The sequence below is a fragment of the Nonomuraea sp. NPDC050790 genome (assembly GCF_044456745.1).
GTDB lineage: Bacteria > Actinomycetota > Actinomycetes > Streptosporangiales > Streptosporangiaceae > Nonomuraea.
The window spans coordinates 472,009-492,842 of record NZ_JBITGF010000008.1; the positions used below are offsets into that span (position 1 = coordinate 472,009).

General features: G+C 70.6%; 20 protein-coding genes. 4 read left to right on the top strand and 16 right to left on the bottom strand.

The window, feature by feature from the left end:
- Nucleotides 1-83: 83 nt before the first annotated feature.
- Genes tpiA through gap form a run of 3 tightly spaced genes read right to left on the bottom strand, consistent with a single transcriptional unit; the run spans nucleotide 84 to nucleotide 3,030 of the window.
- Complete coding sequence (tpiA, locus tag ACIBEJ_RS38405; RefSeq protein ID WP_397187850.1) at nucleotides 84-860, bottom strand: triose-phosphate isomerase; 777 nt, start codon at nucleotides 858-860, stop codon at nucleotides 84-86.
- Entirely contained in the window at nucleotides 857-2,029 is a 1,173-nt protein-coding gene (locus tag ACIBEJ_RS38410; protein WP_397187851.1) for a phosphoglycerate kinase, read from the bottom strand. Before ACIBEJ_RS38410 ends, tpiA begins: the two co-directional genes overlap by 4 nt.
- A complete protein-coding gene (gap, locus tag ACIBEJ_RS38415) occupies nucleotides 2,026-3,030 on the bottom strand; it encodes a type I glyceraldehyde-3-phosphate dehydrogenase (RefSeq protein WP_397187852.1) in 1,005 nt (334 codons plus the stop codon). Before gap ends, ACIBEJ_RS38410 begins: the two co-directional genes overlap by 4 nt.
- Nucleotides 3,031-3,252: 222 nt before the next feature.
- Between gap and ACIBEJ_RS38420 the strand changes: the two genes are divergently transcribed.
- Entirely contained in the window at nucleotides 3,253-4,119 is an 867-nt protein-coding gene (locus ACIBEJ_RS38420; RefSeq protein WP_397187853.1) for a hypothetical protein, read from the top strand.
- 317 nt (nucleotides 4,120-4,436) lie between these two features.
- On the opposite strand, the gene whiA is transcribed toward ACIBEJ_RS38420, so the two are convergent.
- From whiA to ACIBEJ_RS38455, 7 genes are all read right to left on the bottom strand, one after another.
- Nucleotides 4,437-5,417: a DNA-binding protein WhiA gene (gene whiA, locus ACIBEJ_RS38425; RefSeq protein WP_379617619.1), complete on the bottom strand. Its 981-nt coding sequence runs from the start codon at nucleotides 5,415-5,417 to the stop codon at nucleotides 4,437-4,439.
- Nucleotides 5,418-5,501: 84 nt separating this feature from the next.
- Complete coding sequence (gene yvcK, locus ACIBEJ_RS38430) at nucleotides 5,502-6,419, bottom strand: uridine diphosphate-N-acetylglucosamine-binding protein YvcK (protein WP_397187854.1); 918 nt, start codon at nucleotides 6,417-6,419, stop codon at nucleotides 5,502-5,504.
- Between the two features lie 341 nt (nucleotides 6,420-6,760).
- Nucleotides 6,761-7,630, bottom strand: a complete 870-nt coding sequence (rapZ, locus tag ACIBEJ_RS38435; protein WP_397187855.1) for an RNase adapter RapZ — start codon at nucleotides 7,628-7,630, stop codon at nucleotides 6,761-6,763.
- Complete coding sequence (uvrC, locus tag ACIBEJ_RS38440) at nucleotides 7,627-9,585, bottom strand: excinuclease ABC subunit UvrC (RefSeq protein ID WP_397187856.1); 1,959 nt, start codon at nucleotides 9,583-9,585, stop codon at nucleotides 7,627-7,629. The genes rapZ and uvrC overlap by 4 nt, the downstream gene beginning before the upstream one ends.
- 42 nt (nucleotides 9,586-9,627) lie before the next feature.
- Entirely contained in the window at nucleotides 9,628-10,074 is a 447-nt protein-coding gene (locus ACIBEJ_RS38445) for a Rieske (2Fe-2S) protein (RefSeq protein WP_397187857.1), read from the bottom strand.
- A 71-nt stretch (nucleotides 10,075-10,145) separates the two neighbouring features.
- Nucleotides 10,146-10,601 (bottom strand): Rieske (2Fe-2S) protein, encoded by a 456-nt coding sequence (locus tag ACIBEJ_RS38450; protein WP_397187858.1) that lies wholly within the window; start codon nucleotides 10,599-10,601, stop codon nucleotides 10,146-10,148.
- Nucleotides 10,602-10,705: 104 nt separating this feature from the next.
- The gene (locus ACIBEJ_RS38455; protein WP_397187859.1) at nucleotides 10,706-11,131 is read right to left on the bottom strand and encodes a Rieske (2Fe-2S) protein; all 426 of its coding nucleotides are present in this window, start codon (nucleotides 11,129-11,131) and stop codon (nucleotides 10,706-10,708) included.
- A 234-nt stretch (nucleotides 11,132-11,365) separates the two neighbouring features.
- Between ACIBEJ_RS38455 and ACIBEJ_RS38460 the strand changes: the two genes are divergently transcribed.
- Complete coding sequence (locus ACIBEJ_RS38460) at nucleotides 11,366-12,058, top strand: DUF2306 domain-containing protein (protein WP_397187860.1); 693 nt, start codon at nucleotides 11,366-11,368, stop codon at nucleotides 12,056-12,058.
- Nucleotides 12,059-12,101: 43 nt separating this feature from the next.
- On the opposite strand, the gene uvrA is transcribed toward ACIBEJ_RS38460, so the two are convergent.
- On the bottom strand, nucleotides 12,102-14,942 hold the full coding sequence (uvrA, locus tag ACIBEJ_RS38465; RefSeq protein WP_397187861.1) for an excinuclease ABC subunit UvrA: 2,841 nt from the start codon (nucleotides 14,940-14,942) through the stop codon (nucleotides 12,102-12,104).
- Nucleotides 14,943-15,173: 231 nt separating this feature from the next.
- On the opposite strand from uvrA, the gene ACIBEJ_RS38470 reads away from it, so the two are divergent.
- Nucleotides 15,174-15,938 (top strand): maleylpyruvate isomerase family mycothiol-dependent enzyme, encoded by a 765-nt coding sequence (locus ACIBEJ_RS38470; protein WP_397187862.1) that lies wholly within the window; start codon nucleotides 15,174-15,176, stop codon nucleotides 15,936-15,938.
- Nucleotides 15,939-15,957: 19 nt separating this feature from the next.
- Nucleotides 15,958-16,614 carry an MBL fold metallo-hydrolase gene (locus ACIBEJ_RS38475; RefSeq protein WP_397187863.1) on the top strand — a complete coding sequence of 219 codons (657 nt, stop codon included), beginning with the start codon at nucleotides 15,958-15,960 and terminating at the stop codon, nucleotides 16,612-16,614.
- A gap of 9 nt (nucleotides 16,615-16,623) precedes the next feature.
- On the opposite strand, the gene ACIBEJ_RS38480 is transcribed toward ACIBEJ_RS38475, so the two are convergent.
- From ACIBEJ_RS38480 to ACIBEJ_RS38500, 5 genes are all read right to left on the bottom strand, one after another.
- Complete coding sequence (locus ACIBEJ_RS38480) at nucleotides 16,624-16,890, bottom strand: hypothetical protein (protein WP_184974073.1); 267 nt, start codon at nucleotides 16,888-16,890, stop codon at nucleotides 16,624-16,626.
- Between the two features lie 39 nt (nucleotides 16,891-16,929).
- Nucleotides 16,930-17,748, bottom strand: a complete 819-nt coding sequence (gene pssA / locus ACIBEJ_RS38485; protein ID WP_397187864.1) for a CDP-diacylglycerol--serine O-phosphatidyltransferase — start codon at nucleotides 17,746-17,748, stop codon at nucleotides 16,930-16,932.
- Nucleotides 17,735-18,376 (bottom strand): phosphatidylserine decarboxylase, encoded by a 642-nt coding sequence (locus ACIBEJ_RS38490; protein WP_397187865.1) that lies wholly within the window; start codon nucleotides 18,374-18,376, stop codon nucleotides 17,735-17,737. Before ACIBEJ_RS38490 ends, pssA begins: the two co-directional genes overlap by 14 nt.
- 106 nt (nucleotides 18,377-18,482) lie before the next feature.
- On the bottom strand, nucleotides 18,483-19,472 hold the full coding sequence (locus ACIBEJ_RS38495) for a TerC family protein (RefSeq protein WP_397187866.1): 990 nt from the start codon (nucleotides 19,470-19,472) through the stop codon (nucleotides 18,483-18,485).
- Between the two features lie 197 nt (nucleotides 19,473-19,669).
- A complete protein-coding gene (locus tag ACIBEJ_RS38500) occupies nucleotides 19,670-20,761 on the bottom strand; it encodes a glycosyltransferase family 4 protein (RefSeq protein ID WP_397187867.1) in 1,092 nt (363 codons plus the stop codon).
- Nucleotides 20,762-20,834 lie beyond the last annotated feature (73 nt).

Here is a 20,834-nt window from a genome sequence, read left to right on the forward strand (position 1 = left end):
CAATCCACTGTTACGCGTGACGATTCAAACTTGCTTCTAGAGGGTACGACCTGGTGTCAAGTCGCACCCCCCGAACGACCCAGTTAGCCGGACAATTCGCCGAACCGGCAGATCTTGACGTACTCCCCGGCGTCGATGCTGGCGCCGCCCACGAGCGCGCCGTCGACATCGGGCTGAGCCATGATCCCGGCGATGTTGCCTGACTTCACCGATCCTCCGTACAGGATACGGACCGCGGCGGCCACTTCCGCGTCGTAAAGCTCAGCGAGTCGCCCGCGCAGCGCCCCGCAGACCTCCTGCGCGTCCTGCGGGGTGGCCACCTCGCCGGTGCCGATCGCCCAGACCGGTTCGTAGGCCACCACTATCGATTTTGCCTGCTCCGGCGTGACTTTGCGCAGAGCGGCATCGAGTTGTGACACGGAATACGCCACCTGGCCGCCCGCCTGCCGTACGGGAAGGCCCTCGCCGACGCACAGGATCGGCGTGATCGAGTGCCGGTAGGCGGCCATGACCTTGGCGTTGACCAGGTCGTCGTCCTCTTCGTGGTACTCGCGCCGCTCGGAGTGGCCGATGGTGACGTACGAGCAGCCCAGCTTGGCCAGCATCGCGCCGGACACCTCGCCGGTGTAGGCGCCGCCGTCGTGCCGGCTGATGTCCTGCGCGCCGTACACGATGCGCAGCTTGTCGCCGTCGACGAGCGTCTGCACGCTGCGCAGGTCGGTGAACGGCGGCAGGACCGCCACCTCCACCTTGTCGAAGTCCTTGTCGTTCAGGGCGAAGGCGAGCTTCTGCACCAGAGCGATGGCCTCGAGGTGGTTGAGGTTCATCTTCCAGTTGCCGGCGATGAGCGGCTTTCTCACTGCAGGGCCTCCAGCCCGGGAAGGGTCTTTCCTTCGAGGTACTCGAGGCTAGCGCCACCACCGGTCGAGATGTGGGAGAAGCCGTCCTCGGGCAGGCCCAACCTGCGCACGGCCGCCGCGGAGTCGCCGCCGCCCACGACCGTGAAGGCCTCCGAGCCGATCAACGCCTCGGCCACGGCCCGTGTTCCCCCGGAGTAGGCGTCGAACTCGAAGACGCCCATCGGGCCGTTCCAGAAGACCGTGCGCGCGTCGGCGAGCTTGGTCGCGAACAGCTCGCGGGTCTTCGGCCCGATGTCGAGCCCCTGCCGGTCGGCCGGGATCGCGTCGGCCGCCACGACCTCGTAGGGCGCGTCCTCGGCGAAGTGCGTGGCCGCCAGCACGTCGACCGGCAGCACCAGGTCCACGCCGCGCTTGACCGCCTCCGACAGGAAGCCGCGCACCTGGTCGAGCTGGTCCTCCTGCAGGAGCGACTGCCCGACCTCGTGCCCCTGCGCCTTCAGGAAGGTGTACGCCATGCCGCCGCCGATCAGCAGCCGGTCCACCTTCGTGAGCAGGTTGGCGATGACGCCGAGCTTGTCGGAGACCTTGGCGCCGCCCAGGACCACCACGTAGGGGCGCTCGGGGTTCTCGGTGAGCCGCTTCAGCACCTCGACCTCGGCGGCCACGAGCCCGCCCATCGCGTGCGGCAGCAGCTCGGGCACGTCGTACACGCTGGCGTGCTTGCGGTGCACCGCGCCGAAGCCGTCGCCGACGTAGAGGTCGGCCAGGTCCGCGAGCCTGCGCGCGAAGGCGCGGCGGGCGTCGTCGTCCTTGGACTCCTCGCCCGGCTCGAAGCGCAGGTTCTCCAGCAGCGCCACGTCGCCGTCCTTGAGGCCGTCGACGAGCTCGGCGTCCACGACCTTCCCGGAGAAGGCGACCTCACGGCCCAGCAGCTCGCCCAGGCGGGCGGCGACGGGCCGCAGCGAGTACTTCGGGTTGGGCTCGCCCTTGGGGCGGCCCAGGTGGGCGCAGACGACGACCTTGGCGCCCTGCTCGGCCAGTGCCTTGATGGTGGGCACCGAGGCGCGGATGCGCCCGTCGTCGGTGATCGTCTCCCCGTCCAGCGGCACGTTGAGGTCGGCGCGCACGAGCACGCGCCGGCCCCTGACGTCGGTGTCTGCGAAGGTCACAGGTCCTTGCCCACCAGCTCGATGAGGTCCACGAGGCGGTTGGAGTAGCCCCACTCGTTGTCGTACCAGCCGATGACCTTGACCTGGTTGCCGATCACCTTGGTGAGGCCGGCGTCGAAGATGCACGAGGCCGGGTCGGTGACGATGTCGGTGGAGACGATCTCGTCCTCGGTGTAGGTCAGGTAGCCCTTGAGCGGGCCCTCGGCGGCGGCCTTGTAGGCGGCCTTGACCTCGTCGACGGTGACGTCGCGGCGGACCTCGACGGTGAGGTCGGTGGCCGAGCCCGTGGGGATCGGCACGCGCATCGCGAAGCCGTCCAGCTTGCCCTTGAGCTCGGGCAGCACCAGGCCGATCGCCTTGGCGGCGCCGGTCGAGGTGGGCACCACGTTGAGGGCGGCGGCGCGGGCGCGGCGCAGGTCGCCGTGCGGGCCGTCCTGGAGGTTCTGGTCCTGGGTGTAGGCGTGGATCGTGGTCATCAGGCCCTTCTCGATGCCGAAGGCGTCGTTGAGCACCTTCGCCAGCGGGGCCAGGCAGTTGGTCGTGCAGGAGGCGTTGGAGATGACCGTGTGGTTGGCCGGGTCGTACTTGTCGTCGTTGACGCCCATGACGACGGTCACGTCCTCGTTCTTCGCCGGAGCGGAGATGATGACCTTCTTGGCGCCGTTCTCGGCGTGCACCTTCGCCTTGTTGGCGTCGGTGAAGAAGCCGGTCGACTCGAGCACGATGTCCACGCCCAGGTCGCCCCACGGCAGCTTGGCCGGGTCACGCTCGGCGAAGGCCTTGATGGTCTTCCCGTCGACGACGATCTCGTCGGCAGTGGCCTTCACCTCGTACGGCAGGCGGCCCAGGATGCTGTCGTACTTCAGCAGGTGGGCGAGCGTCGCGTTGTCCGTCAGGTCGTTGACGGCCACGATCTCGATGTCCTTGCCACTGGCGGCGACCGCGCGCCAGAAGTTGCGACCGATGCGGCCGAAGCCGTTGACGCCTACGCGGATGCTCACGGGAACCGATCTCCTCGAACGTGATGGCGGGCTGAAACCTCAACCACGAACCCTATCGGACCGAAATTGGTTTAGACCACTACACCCCCCGGCCTGGAAATGACAGATCAGGGAGCGAGATTTGCGCCATTGAAGTAAAGTGCCCGACTCGTCGGAGTAAATTCGCGGCATTCTCTGGGGGCTGAGATGTCACAACCACGATCCGGCCTGGTACGAGGGCTGTTGGCCGGGTTTGTCGCCATGCTGCTGGCCGGAGCCGCGTACATCGCGGCCGGGTACGGCTTCTCCATGCTGCCGTACGACGTGAGGTGGATCACAGATGACCAGCGCCTGCTCGCCAACGTCACCTCAAGCCTCCTCATCGGCTTGATCATCTGGCTGGCCCTGTGGCTGACCCGCCCACGCAGCCTGGCGATCCCTCTCGTGGCCGTCGTGTACGCCTTCGGCGCCCGCACGATCGGATCGGTCGGAACAGACGTGGCGTACTACTTCAAGGCGGGCTTCCCGCTCGCCACTCTGGAGGACCGCACCTGGCAGGCCATCGCCGAGTTGCCTCTGCTCTTCCGCGCCTCCACGACCTTCTGGCCCGGCGTGGCGATGGCAGCGGCCCCGGCCTTCCTCCTGACGCTGCTCCGCGTCCTCCGCCTGCGCCGCCGCGACCGCGCAGGAGCCTTCCAGCCCGACCCCGTCCCCGCCCATGCAGCGACCTCCGGCACCCCCGGCGCTGACCACGCCGACGCACCCGGCCACGCCGGCGCGCCTGGTTACAGCGGCACGCCCGGTCAGCCCGGCACGTCCGCGCACGCTGGCAAGGACTCCGCGACGACGGACCCGGCCGCCGTGGGCAGCCACGACGCGTTCCGCCGCCCGGCCGCCGACGCGAGCACCGGGCAGCCGCCGGAGGCACAGACCGCCGCCTCCAGCACCGCCGTCAAGGACCGGGCCGGGGAAACCACGGAGGAGCCCACCGCGCAGCGGCCGACCGTGCAGCGGCCCGCTGAGGAGCGAGGCGCCTTCGAGCCGCTGCAGCCGCCCGCGCGCCGCCCGGTCCCGGACATGTTCGCCCCACCCCGCGAACCGGGAGACTAGGCGGCCACGACACCGGCCCACAGGGCGCTCGTCACGGCGAGCGACCCCGTGGGCCCTCACGACCGGCCAGGACAGAGGCCGGCCCACGTCGGCGCGTGCGCGGTGGTGGGGCGTGAGCCGTAACGGATGGTGGGCTGAGGACCGCACCACAGAGGCCGGCCCACGTCGGCGCGTGCGCGGTGGTGGGGCGTGAGCCGTAACGGATGGTGGGCTGAGGACCGCACCCGACAGGACCGAACACACCCGCACGCCCTGACAGCACCACACGCCTGGAACGCACCGCGCCCGCGATGGACACAGCGGCTGGAGAGCAGCGGTCAGGGGGCGAGCATGTCCGAGGTGAGGTTGGCCTCGGTGCTGGGGATCCCCAGGTCGGAGGCGCGTTTGTCGGCCATGGCGAGCAGGCGGCGGATGCGGCCCGCGATCGCGTCCTTGGTCAGCGGCGGGTCGGCGATCTGCCCGAGTTCTTCGAGGGACGCCTGCTTGTGCTCCACCCGCAGCCGTCCCGCGATCACCAGATGGTCGGGCGCGTCGTCGCCCAGGATCTCCAGCGCCCGCTGCACCCGCGCCCCCGCCGCCACCGCCGCGCGCGCCGAGCGGCGCAGGTTGGCGTCGTCGAAGTTGGCCAGCCGGTTGGCGGTGGCCCGCACCTCGCGGCGCATGCGGCGCTCCTCCCAGGCCAGCACGCTGTCGTGCGCCCCCAGGCGGGTCAGCAGCGCGCTGATCGCGTCGCCGTCGCGCACCACCACCCGGTCCACCCCGCGCACCTCGCGCGCCTTCGCATGGATCTTCAGCCGCCGCGCCGAGCCGACCAGCGCCAGCGCCGCCTCCGGACCCGGGCAGGTGACCTCCAGGGACATCGACCGCCCCGGCTCGGTCAGCGAACCGTGCGCCAGGAACGCCCCACGCCAGGCCGCCTCCGCGTCGCAGGCGGCCCCCGCCACCACCTGACGCGGCAGGCCGCGCACCGGCCGGCCGTGGTTGTCGATCAGCCCGGTCTGCCGGGCCAGCGCCTCGCCGTCGCGGTAGACGCGCACGACGTAGCGCGAGCCCTTGCGCAGGCCGGCCGGCGCGAGCACCAGCACCTCCGCCTTGTGCCCGAACACCTCACCGATGTCCTTGATCAGCCGGCGGGCGGTGGCGTTGGTGTCGAGCTCGGCCTCGATCACGATCCGTCCTCCCACCAGGTGCAGGCCGCTGGCGAACCGCAGCAGCGTCGATACCTCCGCCTTGCGGCAGCACGGCTTCAGCACCGGCAGTCGGCTCAGTTCGTCCTTGACCACACCTGTCATCGCCATAAGCGTTAGTCCTCCCCCATTCAGACCGGCCTCACAGCAGTCTCTCGCACCTTTCGGGCTGCCGCCCCCGATAGGTGGCCTTGATCAGCGCTTCTGGAGGAAAATCTCGTCCAGGACGGAGGCAAGTCGGCGTGGGTCGTGCCTGGGCGAACCGTCGGCGGCGGCCACGTCGGCGGTCACGAGCCGGGCGCCGAGCGCCGCCGCGGCCTTCTCCACCGCGTCGCGGTCGTCGACCGCTCCGGTGTCGGCGAGGACGACGTCCACCGCGAGATCGGGCGCGTGCTGCCGGAGCACCTCCAGGTGTTGCTGAGGGGAGAAGTCGTCCGTCTCGCCCGGCTGGGGCGCCAGGTTGAGCGTGACCAGGCGGCGGGCCCGCGTCTGGTGCAGCGCCCCGGCCAGTTCCGGCACCATCAGATGCGGCAGAACGCTCGTGAACCACGACCCGGGCCCGAACACCACCCAGTCCGCCTCCCGCACCGCCGCGATCGCCTCGGGCCGCGCCGGAGGATCCTCGGGCACCAGCGAGACCGCCCGCACCCGGCCGGGCGTCAGCGCGCACGCCACCTGCCCGCGCACGATCGAGATGTTCCCGTCTAGCTCCACCTCGGCCACGATGTCCAGCGGCACCGAGGCCATCGGCAGCACCCTGCCGTGGGCCTTGAGCAGCCTGCCCACCCAGTCGAGCCCGGCCACCGGATCGCCCAGCAGTTCCCACAGCGCCACGATCAGCAGGTTCCCGACCGCGTGGCCGTGCAACTCACCCTCGGACCGGAAGCGGTGCTGCACGACCTCGCTCCACGTGCCGCCCCACTCGTCGTCGCCGCACAGCGCCGCCAGCGCCATCCGCAGGTCGCCGGGCGGCAGCACACCGAGTTCGCGCCGCAGCCGCCCGCTGGACCCGCCGTCGTCGGCGACCGTCACCACCGCGGTCAGCTCACCGGCCACCCCGCGCAGCGCCGACAGCGACGCGTAGAGCCCGTGCCCGCCCCCCAGCGCCACCACCCGAGGCCCATCCCGCCGCCCAACGCCAGAGCCCCCCAAGTCCCCCAGCCCACCCGACCAAACCCCACCATCCTGACCGTCCGCGCCATCGTGCTGGTCGGGTGGTCGCGTGTCGCCGTCGGGTGCGGTGCTCTCCGGTCCGGCCTCTGGCCGCACCGATGGCCGCCCCTCCATCCGGTACGGCACCGCCGTACCGTCCCCCAGCAGCACCCCGAGCACGTCGGAAGCGGCCACACCGGGGGGAGCGGCAGGATCGGGCGCCGCGGAACCGGCACCCGGATACGCCGAACGGGCGCCGGGAGCCGCCGGATCGGCGTCTCCCGCGCCCGGAAGTTCGTCAGTCACTCGCGGCCCACATCCCGGTGGCTCACCTGGACCTCCATCCCGCGGTCGCGCAGCCGGGCGGCGACCTGCTCGGCCATGGCCACGCTGCGATGCTTGCCGCCCGTGCAGCCCACCGCCAGCGTCGCGTAGCTCTTGCCCTCGCGCACGTAGCCGGCGGCGACCACCCCCAGCACCTCCTCGTACGCGTCGAGGAACTCCTTGGCCCCCGGCTGGCTGAGCACGTACTCGCGCACCGGGGCGTCGAGCCCGTTCATGGGACGCAGGTCGGGCACCCAGTGGGGGTTGGGCAGGAACCGGCAGTCGACCACGAGGTCGGCGTCGACGGGCAGGCCGTACTTGAAGCCGAAGGACAGGACGTTGACCCGCAGCCCCGGCCGGTCCTCGCCGCCGAAGTAGGCGACGATCTTGTTGCGCAGCTCGTGCACGTTGTGCGCGGAGGTGTCGATGACGAGGTCGGCGTTGGCCCGCACCTCGCGCAGGATGCCGCGCTCGCGGGCGATGCCGTCGACCAGGCGGCCCTCGCCCTGCAGCGGGTGGGGGCGGCGGACGTTCTCGAAGCGGCGCACCAGCTCCTCGTCACTGGCCTCCAGGAACACCACGCGGACCCGGACGCCGCGGCCCTCGAGCTCCTCGATGGCGGCGTTGAGGTCGGTGGTGAAGGCCAGGCTGCGCACGTCGACGACGGCCGCCACCTTGTCGGCGGCGAGCTTGACCTTGCCCGCCTCCTCCGCCATGGCGAACAGCAACCCGGGAGGCAGGTTGTCGATCACGAACCAGCCCAGGTCCTCCAGTGCCTTGGCCGCCGTGCTGCGCCCCGCTCCCGACATGCCGGTGACGATCACGAACGCCGGCTCGGTGGTGCTCACTGTCCTTCCCCCTTCAGCCTCGACACGATCATCTCCGCGGTCGCCTCGCCGATGCCGGGGACCTCGCGGATCTCGGCCACCGTGGCTTCCTTGAGCTTCTTGACCGAGCCGAACCTCTTGAGCAGCGCCTGCTTGCGCGCCGGGCCCAGGCCGGGCACCGCGTCGAGCGCGCTCTCCTTCACGCTCTTGGACCTCTTGGCTCGATGGTAGGTGATGGCGAAGCGGTGTGCCTCGTCTCGTACACGTTGGAGCAGGTAGAGACCCTCACTCGAGCGGGGCATGATGACCGGCTGGTCGTCGGTGGGCAGCCAGACCTCCTCCAGCCGCTTGGCGAGGCCGCACACGGCCACGTCGTCCACGCCGAGCTCGTCGAGCGCCCGCTGCGCCGCCGCGGCCTGGGGGCCGGCGCCGTCGACCACGACGAGGTTGGGCGGATAGGCGAACTTGCGCGGCCTGCCCGTCTCGGGGTCGATCGGGCCCGCGGCCACCCCGTCCTCGTCCTCGCCCGCCTCCGGCGTCAGCTCGCCGGTGTTGGAGCGCTCTTCGAGGTAGCGGCGGAAGCGGCGCTTGATCACCTCGTAGATCGAGGCGACGTCGCCTTCCTTGGTCTTGACCGCGAAGCGGCGGTACTCGCTCTTCCTGGCCAGGCCGTCCTCGAAAACGACCATGGAGGCCACGACGTTCTCGCCCTGCAGGTGGGAGACGTCGTAGCACTCGATGCGCAGCGGCGCCTGGTCGAGGTCGAGCGCGTCGGCGATCTCCTGCAGCGCCTTGCTGCGGGTGGTCAGGTCGCTCGACCGGCGGATCTTGTGCTGGGCCAGCGACTCCTTGGCGTTGCGCTCGACGGTCTCCATCAGCGACTTCTTGTCGCCGCGCTGCGGCACGCGCAGCTCGACCCGGGCGCCGCGCTGCTCGCACAGCAGCTCCGCGACCGCCTCCGGCTCCGGCGGCAGCTCGGGGACCAGCACCTCGCGCGGGATCTCGCCCTCGGCGTAGATCTGCAGCAGGAAGTGCTCGACCAGCTCGCCGGGCGTCGTCTCCTCGACCTTGTCGACCACCCAGCCCCGCTGCCCGCGGATGCGCCCGCCACGCACGTAGAAGACCTGGACGGCCGCTTCGAGCGGGTCCTCGGCCAGCGCGATCACGTCGGCGTCGGTGGCGTCGCCGAGCACCACGGCCTGCTTCTCCAGCGCCCGCTGCAGCGCCTGGATGTCGTCGCGCAGCCGCGCGGCCCGCTCGTACTCCTGCTCGGCGGCGGCATCGCGCATGTCCTGTTCGAGGCGCTTGATCCAGCGGGTGGTGTTGCCCGCCATGAAGTCGCAGAAGTCCTCGGCCAGCTCACGGTGCTGCTCGGGGGTGACCCGGCCGACGCACGGCGCCGAGCACTTGTCGATGTAGCCGAGCAGGCAGGGGCGGCCGATCTGGCCCGCCCGCTTGAACACCCCGCCCGAGCAGGTGCGCACGGGGAAGACGCGCAGCAGCAGGTCGACGGTCTCGCGGATGGCCCAGGCGTGGGAGTAGGGGCCGAAGTAGCGGGTGCCCTTGCGCTTGGCGCCGCGCATCACCTGCACGCGCGGGAAGTCCTCGCCCATGGTGACCGCGAGGTAGGGGTAGGACTTGTCGTCGCGGTACTTGACGTTGAAGCGCGGGTCGAACTCCTTGATCCAGGAGTATTCGAGCTGCAGCGCCTCCACCTCGGTGCCGACCACCGTCCAGTCGACGTCGGCCGCGGTGGTGAGCATCGTCTGGGTACGCGGATGCAGCCCGGCGAAGTCCGCGAAGTAGGAGTTGAGCCGCTGGCGCAGGCTCTTGGCCTTGCCCACGTAGATCACGCGGCGGTGCGCGTCCCGGAACCGGTAGACCCCCGGGGAGTCGGGGATGGAGCCGGATCTGGGGCGGAAGCTGAGAGGGCTGGGCACGGACAGAAGCCTAGCCCGCCGGACCGACAACCTCATGCGGCCGGAGCGGCCCGCCGTACGGACCGCTCCGCCGCGCGCTCAGGCGAGCTTGATCTGATCGCCTTCGACCGTGACGTCCTTACTCGGCAGCGGCGCCGTCGCCGGCCCCTTGACCACCGCGCCGTCGGCGATGGCGAACTTGCTGCCGTGGCACGGGCAGTTGATGGTCCCGTCGCTGACGGAGCCCACGGTGCACCCGCTGTGCGTGCAGGACGCGCTGAACGCCTTGAACTCCCCGGCCTTCGGCTGCGTCACCACGATCTTCTCGGACGCGAAGATCTTCCCGCCGCCGACGGGCACGTCGGCCGTGCTGGCCAGCCCGGCCGCGGGCGCCTCCGGCGCGGCCGAACCCGACGTGGCCGGGACGCTGGACGGCGCCGCACTGGAAGGGGCTGCGCTGGAAGGGGCGGCCGCCGTGTCGGCCCCGCCACCGCCACAGGCCGCCAGCGCGAGCGTCAGCCCGCCCGCGCCGACGCCTGCGATCATCGTTCTACGGCTCTGAAGGTCATCTCCCATGCGGGACACACAACCGTACCCGCGTGAGAAATTCATGAAATTCAGGCAAGCCTGATCTGGTCGCCGTCCACCGTGATCTTCTTCTTGGGCAGCGGGTCCGGCGCGGGACCGCCGGTGACCGACCCGTCGGAGATGTCGTACTTGCTGCCGTGGCAGGGACAGTTGATCGTGCCGTCCGCGACGTCGGCGATCGTGCAGCCCGCGTGCGTGCACGTCGCGCTGAACGCCCTGAACTCCCCCGCGGTCGGCTGCGTGACGACGATCTTCTGGCTCTCGAAGACCTTGCCGCCGCCCTCGGGGATGTCGGCGGTCGCCGCCAGCGCCTTGCCGCCGGCGGCCGGCTTCTTGCTCTTCTTGGGTTCCGTGGCGCCGTAGCTCGGCGCCTCGGAACTCGGCGCGGCCGCGTCCTCGCCGGCCGGCTGCCCATATCCCGCGCACGCGGTCAGCATCGCCGCGCCGGCGCCCAGCACCACGGCCCTGCGTGTCGTCTCCGCCATATCCGGTCCTCCCGGGTCGTTTGCTCACTTCAGGTACGGCCGGCGCACCGGCACCGGTTCAGCCTGAAGCGCGCGGATCCCGGGAACCACGCACAATTACCCGTTCAGACGATGACGATCCCGTCGCCCTGAAGCTTGACCTGGTAGGCGGCCAGAGGCGCGGTGGCCGGCCCCTTGAGGCACTTGCCGTCATTGGCGTCGAACTCGCTGCCGTGGCACGGGCAGGTCATGACGCCTTCCTTGGGCGAGGCGACCGCGCAGCCCTTGTGCGTGCACGCGGCGCTGAACGCCTTGTAGACGCCGGCCGTCGGCTGGGTCACCACGATCTTCCACTTGGAGATCACCTTGCCGCCGCCCACGGGCACGTCGGCCGCCTTGGCGATCTCCTTGCCCTTGATGCCCGGCGCGGGGGCCCCGGACTCGCCGCCGCATCCGGCCAGCGCCACGCCGCACGCGGCCACGCCCGCCGCGCCCAGCACCGTCCTGCGCCCGATTTCCGGCATGGCGACATCACGCTCAGAACCTGTCATTTCCCGACCCTTCCGCGTCGCCGCTGACCCCCAACAGGCCAGGTCATTACCCGTCGCACCAATCTATTGGCCGCCGAGGGCGGTCCCGTCAGCGGGTGGTAGGCGGACGGTCAGTGATCCGCCCGACTCTGAACGCGGACACACCGCGTGACTTCAAGCCTCCGGCAAGGCAACGCCTCGTCGCCACCCCGTCCTGCCCCCTCAAGCGTCAGCGCCGACCACTAAGGAGCAGTCGTGACCGACACCGTGAGCCCGCCCACGCCACCGGCCCCGCCTCGCATGCGCTGGTGGCGGCGGCCCTGGATCGCCCCGCTCGCCGTGGTGGCGGTGGCGTTCGTGGCCTTCTCCCTGCCGCCGTACGCCACGTTCGACGAGGCCGGGTCCCGGGTGCCGGCGCCGGACTTCTTCCCGCCGCACTTCCCCGTGCTGGCCCTACATGTCATCTTCGGGTCGATCGCCATGATCACGTGCTGCCTGCAGATCTGGCCGTGGTTCAGGGGCCGTCACCCGGTGGCGCACCGGTACGCGGGCCGCGTGTACGTGCTGGCCGGGGTCCTGCCCGCGGGGCTGCTCGGGCTGGTCGTGGGCGCGGCGACGCCGTTCGGGCACGTGGCGCGGGCCGGCAACGTCCTGCTGGCGCTGCTGTGGCTCGGGTGCACCCTGGCCGGGTGGCGCATGGCCAGGCGGCGGCGCTTCGCCGACCACCGCCGCTGGATGATCCGCAGCTTCGCCCTGACCATGTCGATCATCACCAACCGGATCTGGGGCGCGCTGGCCGTGATCTTCCTGCCTCCGGACTCGCTCGGCGGCACGCCTGAGCACGCCGCCCAGACGGTCGCGGGGCTGAGCATCTGGATGGGATGGGTGCTGCCCCTGCTTGCCGCCGAGTGGTGGCTGGAACGCACGGCGGCCAGGCGCCGCCGCTGAAAGGCCCCTGTGCGGCTCGCGCCGGCCGCACAGGGGAGGTCACTCAGACGGAAAGGATCTTGCGCAGGAAGCGCCCGGTGTGGCTCTCCTCCACCGCCGCGACCTCTTCCGGCGTGCCCGACGCCACCAGCGTGCCGCCCCTGGACCCACCCTCCGGGCCCATGTCGATCACCCAGTCGGCCGTCTTGATGACGTCGAGGTTGTGCTCGATGACGATCACCGTGTTGCCGCCGTCGACCAGCCGCCCGAGGACGCCGAGCAGGCGCCGGATGTCCTCGAAGTGCAGGCCGGTGGTGGGCTCGTCGAGCACGTAGATCGTCCGCCCGGTCTGGCGGCGCTGGAGCTCCGAGGCGAGCTTGACCCGCTGGGCCTCGCCGCCCGACAGCGTGGTGGCGGGCTGGCCGAGCCGGACGTAGCCGAGGCCGACGTCGTTGAGCGTCTGCAGGTGGCGCTTGATCGCCGGGATCGCGTCGAAGAAGCCGAGGGCCTCCTCGATCGGCATGTCGAGCACCTCGGAGATGGTCTTGCCCTTGTAGTGGACCTCCAGCGTCTCGCGGTTGTAGCGGGCGCCGTGGCAGACCTCGCACGGGACGTAGACGTCCGGCAGGAAGTTCATCTCGATCTTGATGGTGCCGTCTCCGGCGCACGCCTCGCAGCGCCCGCCCTTGACGTTGAAGCTGAAGCGGCCCGGCTGGTAGCCGCGGACCTTGGCCTCGGTCGTGGCCGCGAACAGCTTGCGGACGTGGTCGAAGACGCCGGTGTAGGTGGCCGGGTTGGAGCGCGGGGTGCGCCCGATCGGCGACTGGTCGACGTGGACGACCTTGTCGACCTGGTCCATGCCGTTGATCCTGGCGTGGCGGCCTGGCACCGTGCGGGCGCCGTTGAGCTCCTTGGCCAGCGCGTTGTAGAGGATGTCGTTGACCAGCGTCGACTTGCCCGAGCCCGACACTCCGGTGACCGCGGTGAACATGCCCAGCGGGAAGTCGATGTCGACGCCCTTGAGGTTGTGCTCGCGGGCGCCCTTCACCGTGATCTGACGCTTCTTGTCGCGCTTGCGGCGCTTGGCCGGGATGGCTATGGACCTGCGGCCCGACAGGTACGCGCCGGTCATCGACTCCTCGCTGGACAGCAGGTCCTGCACGGTACCGGAGACGACCACCTGCCCGCCGTGCTCGCCCGCGCCGGGACCGATGTCGACCACCCAGTCGGCGGCGGCGATCGTGTCCTCGTCGTGCTCGACGACGATCAGCGTGTTGCCCATGTCGCGCAGCCTGATGAGGGTGTCGAGCAGGCGCATGTTGTCGCGCTGGTGCAGGCCGATGGACGGCTCGTCCAGGACGTACAGCACGCCGACCAGGCCGGAGCCGATCTGCGTGGCCAGGCGGATGCGCTGCGCCTCGCCGCCCGCCAGGGTGGCGGCGGCGCGGTCCATGGACAGGTAGTCGAGGCCGACGTCGAGCAGGAAGCCCATCCGGGCGTTGATCTCCTTGACCACCCGCTCGGCGATGTGCATGTCGCGGTCGGACAGCTTCAGCCCGGCCAGGAACTTCGCGCACTCGCCGATGGACATGCTCGCCACGTCGGCGATCGACATGTCGGCGACGGTCACGGCCAGCGTGACCGGCTTGAGGCGCTTGCCGTCGCAGGCCGGGCACGGGATCTCGCGCATGTAGCCCTCGAAGCGCTCGCGCGTGGCGTCGCTCTCGGCCTCGGCGTGGCGGCGCTGCACCCACGAGATGACGCCCTCGTAGGTGGTGTAGTAGGAGCGCTGGCGGCCGTACCTGTTGCTGTAGCGGACGTGGACCTGCTCGTCGTGGCCGAACAGCAGCGACTTCTGCGCCTTCTTCGGCAGCTTCTCCCAGGCCGTGTCGAGCGTGAAGCCCATGGTGTGGCCGAGCGCCTCGGTCAGCCGGATGAAGTACTCGCTCGTGTGGCCGCCCGACCACGGGTGCAACGCGCCGTCGCGCAGCGTCTTCTCCGGATCGGGTACGACGAGGTCGGGGTCGACCTCCATCTTCGTCCCGAGGCCCGTGCACTCGGGGCAGGCGCCGAAGGGCGAATTGAAGGAGAACGAGCGCGGCTCCAGCTCCTCGAACGACAGGTCGTCGTAGGGACAGTAGAGGTGCTCGGAGTAGAAGCGCTCACGGCCGGGGTCGCCCTCGGGCAGGTCGACGAACTCCAGCGTGATCGTGCCACCGGACAGTTGCAGCGCGGTCTCGACCGAGTCGGTGAGCCGCCGCCGCGCCGACTCCTTGACCGACAGGCGGTCCACGATGACCTCGATGTCGTGCTTCTCGTACTTCTTGAGCGTCGGCGGCTCCTCCAGCCTGACCACGGTGCCGTCGACGCGGGCGCGGGCGAAGCCCTTGGTCTGCAGCTCGCGGAACAGCTCCCCGTACTCGCCCTTGCGGCCCCTGATGACCGGCGCGAGCACCTGGAAGCGGGTGCCCTCCTCCAGGTCCATCACGCGGTCGACGATCTGCTGCGGCATCTGCCTGGCGATCGGCCGCGCGCAGACCGGGCAGTGGGGCTTGCCGATGCGCGCCCACAGCAGGCGCAGGTAGTCGTAGACCTCGGTGATCGTGCCGACGGTCGAGCGGGGGTTCTTGCTGGTGGCCTTCTGGTCGATGGACACCGCGGGCGACAGGCCCTCGATGAAGTCGACGTCCGGCTTGTCCATCTGGCCGAGGAACTGGCGGGCGTAGGCCGACAGGGACTCGACGTAGCGCCGCTGACCCTCGGCGAAGATCGTGTCGAAGGCCAGGCTGGACTTTCCCGATCCGGAAAGGCCGGTGAAGACGATCAGCGAGTCTCGCGGCAGGTCCAGCGAGACGTCCTTGAGGTTGTGCTCTCGTGCTCCACGCACGATCAGGCGGTCAGCCACGGCGATCCCGGAAGTCGATAAACGGATAGGTCCACGGGGATAGTAGATGGGGGCACCGACAATTTCGGCGGCCCGCTCCACGGCCCCCGAAAATCCGTCCCATTCAGACTACGGCCTCCCGCCCCGAGGGCAGGCGCTCTTTCGAAGTCAACCGCGCGACCTGCGCCTTTATGCCCACGTACGGCCCAGGCCGCTGGTGAAGACGCGCCACGGCCTGCTGGAATGGCGGCCATGACGGTCATCCCCGCGCTCCACTCAGAGATCACGGCAGCCACCAACCGTCTCCTGGCCACCGCGGCCGGACTGTCGCCCGGCGAGCTGTCCGCGCCGTCGAACCTGCCCGGCTGGACCCGCGGCCACGTCCTGGCCCACCTCGCCCGCAACGCCGACGGCCTGCTCAACCTCCTCGCCTGGGCCAGGACCGGGGTCGAGACACCCCAGTACCCGTCGACGGCCGCCCGGGCCGCCGGCATCGAGGGCGGCGCCGGCCGTACCCCGGCGGAACACCTCGCCGACCTGGAAGACGGCGCGGTACGGCTCTCGCGCGCCATCCGCGACCACCCCGCGCAGGCGTGGAGCGGCATGGTCCGCGCGCTGCGCCCGCCCTGGCACCCCGCCTGGTACGTCCTGGTCCGGCGGATCAGGGAGCTGGAGATCCACCACGCCGACCTGGGCGCGGGATACGGGCCCGCGGACTGGCCGGCCGCGTTCGTCCGGCGCGAGCTGCACGACTGCCGGGCGTGCTGGCCGTACGGGAGGAGCGCGGTCGGCGAGATCACCCTCCTGGGCGAGCCCTCTGACACGTGGCATGGCCTCGGCGAAGGCCCCGCGGTGGCCGGTGCGCCCGCCGACGTGCTCGCCTGGCTCACGGGTCGCTCGCGTGGCGAGGGGATTAGGGTGGTGCGCGAGGGGCACGCCGTTCCAGAGCCGCCGCCCTGGCTGAGCCTGCCGGCCCCGCCCGGCCTTCCGGCGGCGCCCCCCGACGACTATCCGTGATCGGGCCCGAGGAGACCTCATGACCTACACCGGCGACGTCACGGTCGGCGGTCCTGCCGATGTGCGGCAACTGCCCGCGCTGAGCATCGCCAAGCTCGCCGTCGGCCCCTTCGACAACAACGCCTACCTGCTGCGCTGCACCGAGACCGGCGACGGGCTGCTCATCGACGCCGCCGCCGAGGCCGACCGGCTGCTGGCGCTGGTGGACGAGCAGCCGATCAGCACGATCGTCACCACCCACCAGCACGGCGACCACTGGCAGGCGCTGGAGCAGGTGGCGAAGGTCACGGGCGCCCAGGTGATCGCCCACCCGCTCGACGCGCCCGCGCTGCCCGTCGAGACGGCCCGCCAGGTCGAGCACGGCGACCGCATCACGGTGGGCGTGCTCACGCTGGAGGTCATCCACCTGCGCGGCCACACGCCCGGCTCGATCGCGCTGCTCTACGACGGCGGCGGTGCGGAGAAGCACCTGTTCACCGGTGACTCGCTGTTCCCCGGCGGCGTCGGCAACACGTGGGACGACGCCGAGCGCTTCACCCAGCTCTACACCGACGTGACCGAGCGGATCTTCGACCGGCTGCCCGACGAGACCTGGGTCTACCCCGGCCACGGCAAGGACACCACCCTGGGCGCCGAGCGCCCGTCGCTGCCGGAGTGGAAGGCGCGGGGGTGGTGAGCCGCTGAGCTACGGGATAGGCCCGAGGATCCGGGCGATCCGGTCGGCGGCCTCGGCGGGGTTGGTGGTCGACTCCACCACCTCGCCCCACGACCAGCGGTAGTACCAGCCTTCCGCGATCGGGACGCAGTCCACCGTCTCGGTCAGCAGCCGGGCACCGGGGTCGCCGACCCGCAACGAGGGCGGGTCGGCGCGCAGCGTGGCGTCGAGGCCACGGAACTCCAGCTCCCTCGCCAGCTTGCCGAGGAAGTACGTGCGAGTGTGTTCGCGCGCCATGCCTCCATCAAAGCCGATGGCGCGCGACTTGAGGAGTACTCAGTTGACGCGGTGGGCATCCTTGCGCTGCTCGCGCTTGTAGAAGAGCATCCGCAGCGGGATCGCCGCCACGAGCGCGATCTGCATGGTCGCCCCGATCTTGATCGGCAGGTCGCCGCCCTGGGGGAAGGCCACCCAGAAGGTCAGGAACGCGACGTTGACCATGATCCAGCCGAGGACGACGGCGGCGAGCTGGCCCTTGGGCTTCGGGTACTCCACGCGGCTGACCATCAGCCAGGACACGCCGAGGACCGCCAGCAGCGACCAGACGTTCGCCTCGAACAGCATGACGATCGAGATGACGGTCATGCAGCCCATGGGGATGGGCAGGCCCATGAAGTCGCCGCTCTTGGTCTTCACGCAGGCGAAGCGGGCCAGCCGTACGACGCCGGCGATGAGCACGGACGCGGCGGCGGTCAGCACCCACCAGATGGGCACGGAGCCATTGAAGCCGCCCCAGATCACCACCATGAAGGCGGGCGCGAAGCCGAAGCTGATGACGTCGGCGAGGTTGTCGAGCTCGGCGCCCATCGCCGAGGCGCGGAAGCGCCGCGCCACCAGGCCGTCGAACAGGTCGCAGGTGGCGCCGATGAGCAGCAGCACCACGGCGGTGGCGAAGAAGCCGGGCTGGATCACCAGGCCCTTGTTCGCCTGGAGGGAACTGACGGCCGAGGTGGCCAGCACGCACACGGCCAGGAAGCCGCACAGCGCGTTGCCCAGCGACAGGGAGTCGGCGGCGGACAGACGGAACGCCTTGCCGACGGGGCCCCGGGGCTCGTCGTCGTCTGCTTGCCAGCCGCCTGCGTCAGCCGTGGTCAATTCGGGTCACCCCCGCAGCCGTCTTCTCGCCCACGGCGACCGCGGGCGTGATTCCTTCGGGAAGGTAGATGTCCACGCGCGAGCCGAACCGGATCAGGCCGATCCGCTCGGTCTGGGTGACCTTGGCCCCCGCGCTCAGGTACGGCACGATCCTGCGCGCCACCGCGCCCGCGATCTGCACCATCTCGATGTCGCCGAGCGTGGTCTCGAAATGCCACACCACGCGTTCGTTCTGGTCGCTGTCCTTGTTGAATGCCGGCAGGAACCCACCCGCCACATGCTGCACGGAGGTGACGGTTCCCGCAAGAGGCGCCCGGTTGACGTGCACGTTCAGCGGGCTCATGAAGATCGCCACCCGGGTCCGGCCGTCCGGCCACGGGTCGATGCTCTGCACCACGCCGTCGGCGGGCGAGAGGATCCGTCCCTGACCGGGCGCCCGGTCGGGGTCGCGGAAGAACCAGAGCATGCCGCCCGTGAGTGCGGTCAGCGGCACGGCGGCCAGCGCCCAGCGCTTGTCCTTGCGGGTGAGCAGCGTGGTCGCGGCGGCTGCCGCCACGGTCGGGAGGAGCCACGGGGACACCCCGCGCGCCAGGCGCACGCGGGCGGTCTTAGCTGAATCGTCTGACACGGACAACCTTTGGAGTGGTGAACGAACGGGCGCTTTGCCGTGATGTTACAGAACTTGCAACTATGACACGACGCAACTAGACACAGCAAAGCGCCTAGAACGCCTTTTAGCTAGCCCCGCTCTGGCTAGTGCTTTCCACGCCCTTGCGCGCGTCGCTGCGGGACTTGAGCAGGCTGGCGACCGTGGTGATGACCATCGTGGCGCCGATGACCGAGAGCGACAGCTCGATGGGCACCGTGGGCGCCCAGGAGATCTTGCTGGCGTGCAGAGCCTCCAGAACCAGCTTAACCCCGATGAAGCCGAGGATGAACGCCAAGCCGTAGCTGATGTAGACCAGACGCTGCAGCAGGCCGCCGAGCAGGAAGTAGAGCTGGCGCAGGCCCATCAGGGCGAACGCGTTGGCGGTGAAGACGATGAACGGGTCCTTGGTGAGCCCGAAGATGGCGGGGATGGAGTCGAGGGCGAACAGCAGGTCGGTGGTGCCGATGGCGACCATGACGATGAGCATCGGGGTGACCAGGCGCCGGCCGTCGATCTTGACCATGACCTTGGAGCCGACGTAGTCGGGCGTGGTCGGGAACGCCCTGCGCACCCAGCGCAGCACCGCGTTCTCCTGGAAGTCCTCGTCGTCGCCCTTGAGGTGCTGGCGGACGATGTTGATCGCGGTGTAGACCAGGAAGGCGCCGAAGACGTAGAAGAGCCAGCTGAAACGCTCCAGGGCCGCCGCGCCCAGCGCGATGAAGATGCCGCGCATGACCAGGGCCATCAGGATGCCGACCAGCAGCACCTTGTGCTGGTACTGCTTCGGCACCGCGAAGCGGCTCATGATGATGAAGAAGATGAAGAGGTTGTCGATGCTCAGGCTGTATTCGGTGATGTAGCCGGCGAAGAACTCTCCGGCCTTGCCGCCTCCCTCGGTCACCCACAGCAGGATTCCGAAGGCGATCGCCAGCAGCACGTAGAAGGAGACCCAGTAGGTCGCCTGCCGCATGGAGAACTCGCGGGCTTCACCGCGGTCGACGATCCACAGATCAATGGCGATGACCAGGAGAAGCCCGCCGATCACGGCGATCCAGGCCCACACGGGTACGGTCACGTTGATATACCTCCGGCACGCATGACTGACAGCCGGAGGTCTCTCCCGCCGGACCCGTGGGCCGACCGGCAGCCCCGGGGGCCCCGTGGAGCGGGGCTACACCGTGATGACGAGGCTGCCGCGAAGGGATACTCCCCTCCCCTAACCAAAGCAGTATAGGAGAACGCGCAGGGCCCTCCTAATCATCCCGAGGATCTTCACGCGTCGTATACGCGCAGGACCGCGTCCACCGCGTCGTCGTCCCGGGGCAGCTCCGCGCCCCTTTCCGCGGCCGCCCGAGCCTGCCGCCGCGCCGCGCCGGGCTCCTCCAGCAGCTCCCGTACGGCCGCGCGCGCCGCGCCCACGTCCCCGTACGGCACCAGCGTCCCGGCACCCCCCAGCAGGCCGGGGATGCCGCCCACGTCGGTGGCCACCACCGGGCGGCCCGCCATGAGCGCCTCGCTGAGGCTGAGCGGCTGCCCCTCCCAGCGGCTCGGCCAGAACACGACCTCGGCCGCGGCCAGCAGGTCGGGCACGTCGCCGCGGTTTCCCAGCAGCCGCACGGGCAGCTCCTCCTTCTCCACGCGTTCCTGGAGCTCCTGCCTCAGCGGCCCCTCCCCCGCGATCGCGAACAGCGGCTGCCGCGCGCCCCACGGACCGGCCGCCACGTCCAGCAGGAACTCCAGCCCCTTCTGCTGCGCGAGCCGCGCGACCGTCAGCACCACGGGCCGCTCGCCGGCGCCGAGTTCCTCGCGCACCTGCCCGGCGGCGCGCGCGGGCGGCCTGGGCACGGGAGCGGGCACCACGGCGGGGCGCACGTCCCTGGCGCCGAGCGCGCTCATCCGCTCGCCCAGGTCGGGTGAGACGACGAGCACGGTGCGGGCGCCCCGCGCGACGATCCGCTCCAGCACGCCGTGGACCGCGCCGACGAACCCGCCCGCGGTGAGCGCGTTGTGCAGCGTCACCACCAGCGAGGGCCGGGTACGGCCGAGCCCGGCCAGGACCGCGAGGGCGCCCGCGCGCAGCCCGTGGGCGTGCACGAGGTCCGCCTCGCGGGTGATGCGGCGGATCGCGGCGACCGCGGCCAGGTCGCGGGCCGGGTGCGGCCGGTCGGAGACGGCGACCTCGGCGAAGCGTGCCCCCGCCGCGCCGAACCCGAACGCCTCGCCGACCGCCGCGGGCCCGGCGACCACCACCTGGTGCCCGCGCCGCAGCAGACCGTCCGCCAGCATGAGCACGTGCCGCCCGGTCCCGCCGGACGTGGTCCCCAGCACGAACACCACCCGCACGCCGCCACCCCTCTCCCTCATCAACCCAAAAGACCCAAACCACCCGCACGGACCGGCTCCTAAACCGCCCGCACAGACCGACTCAAACCACCCG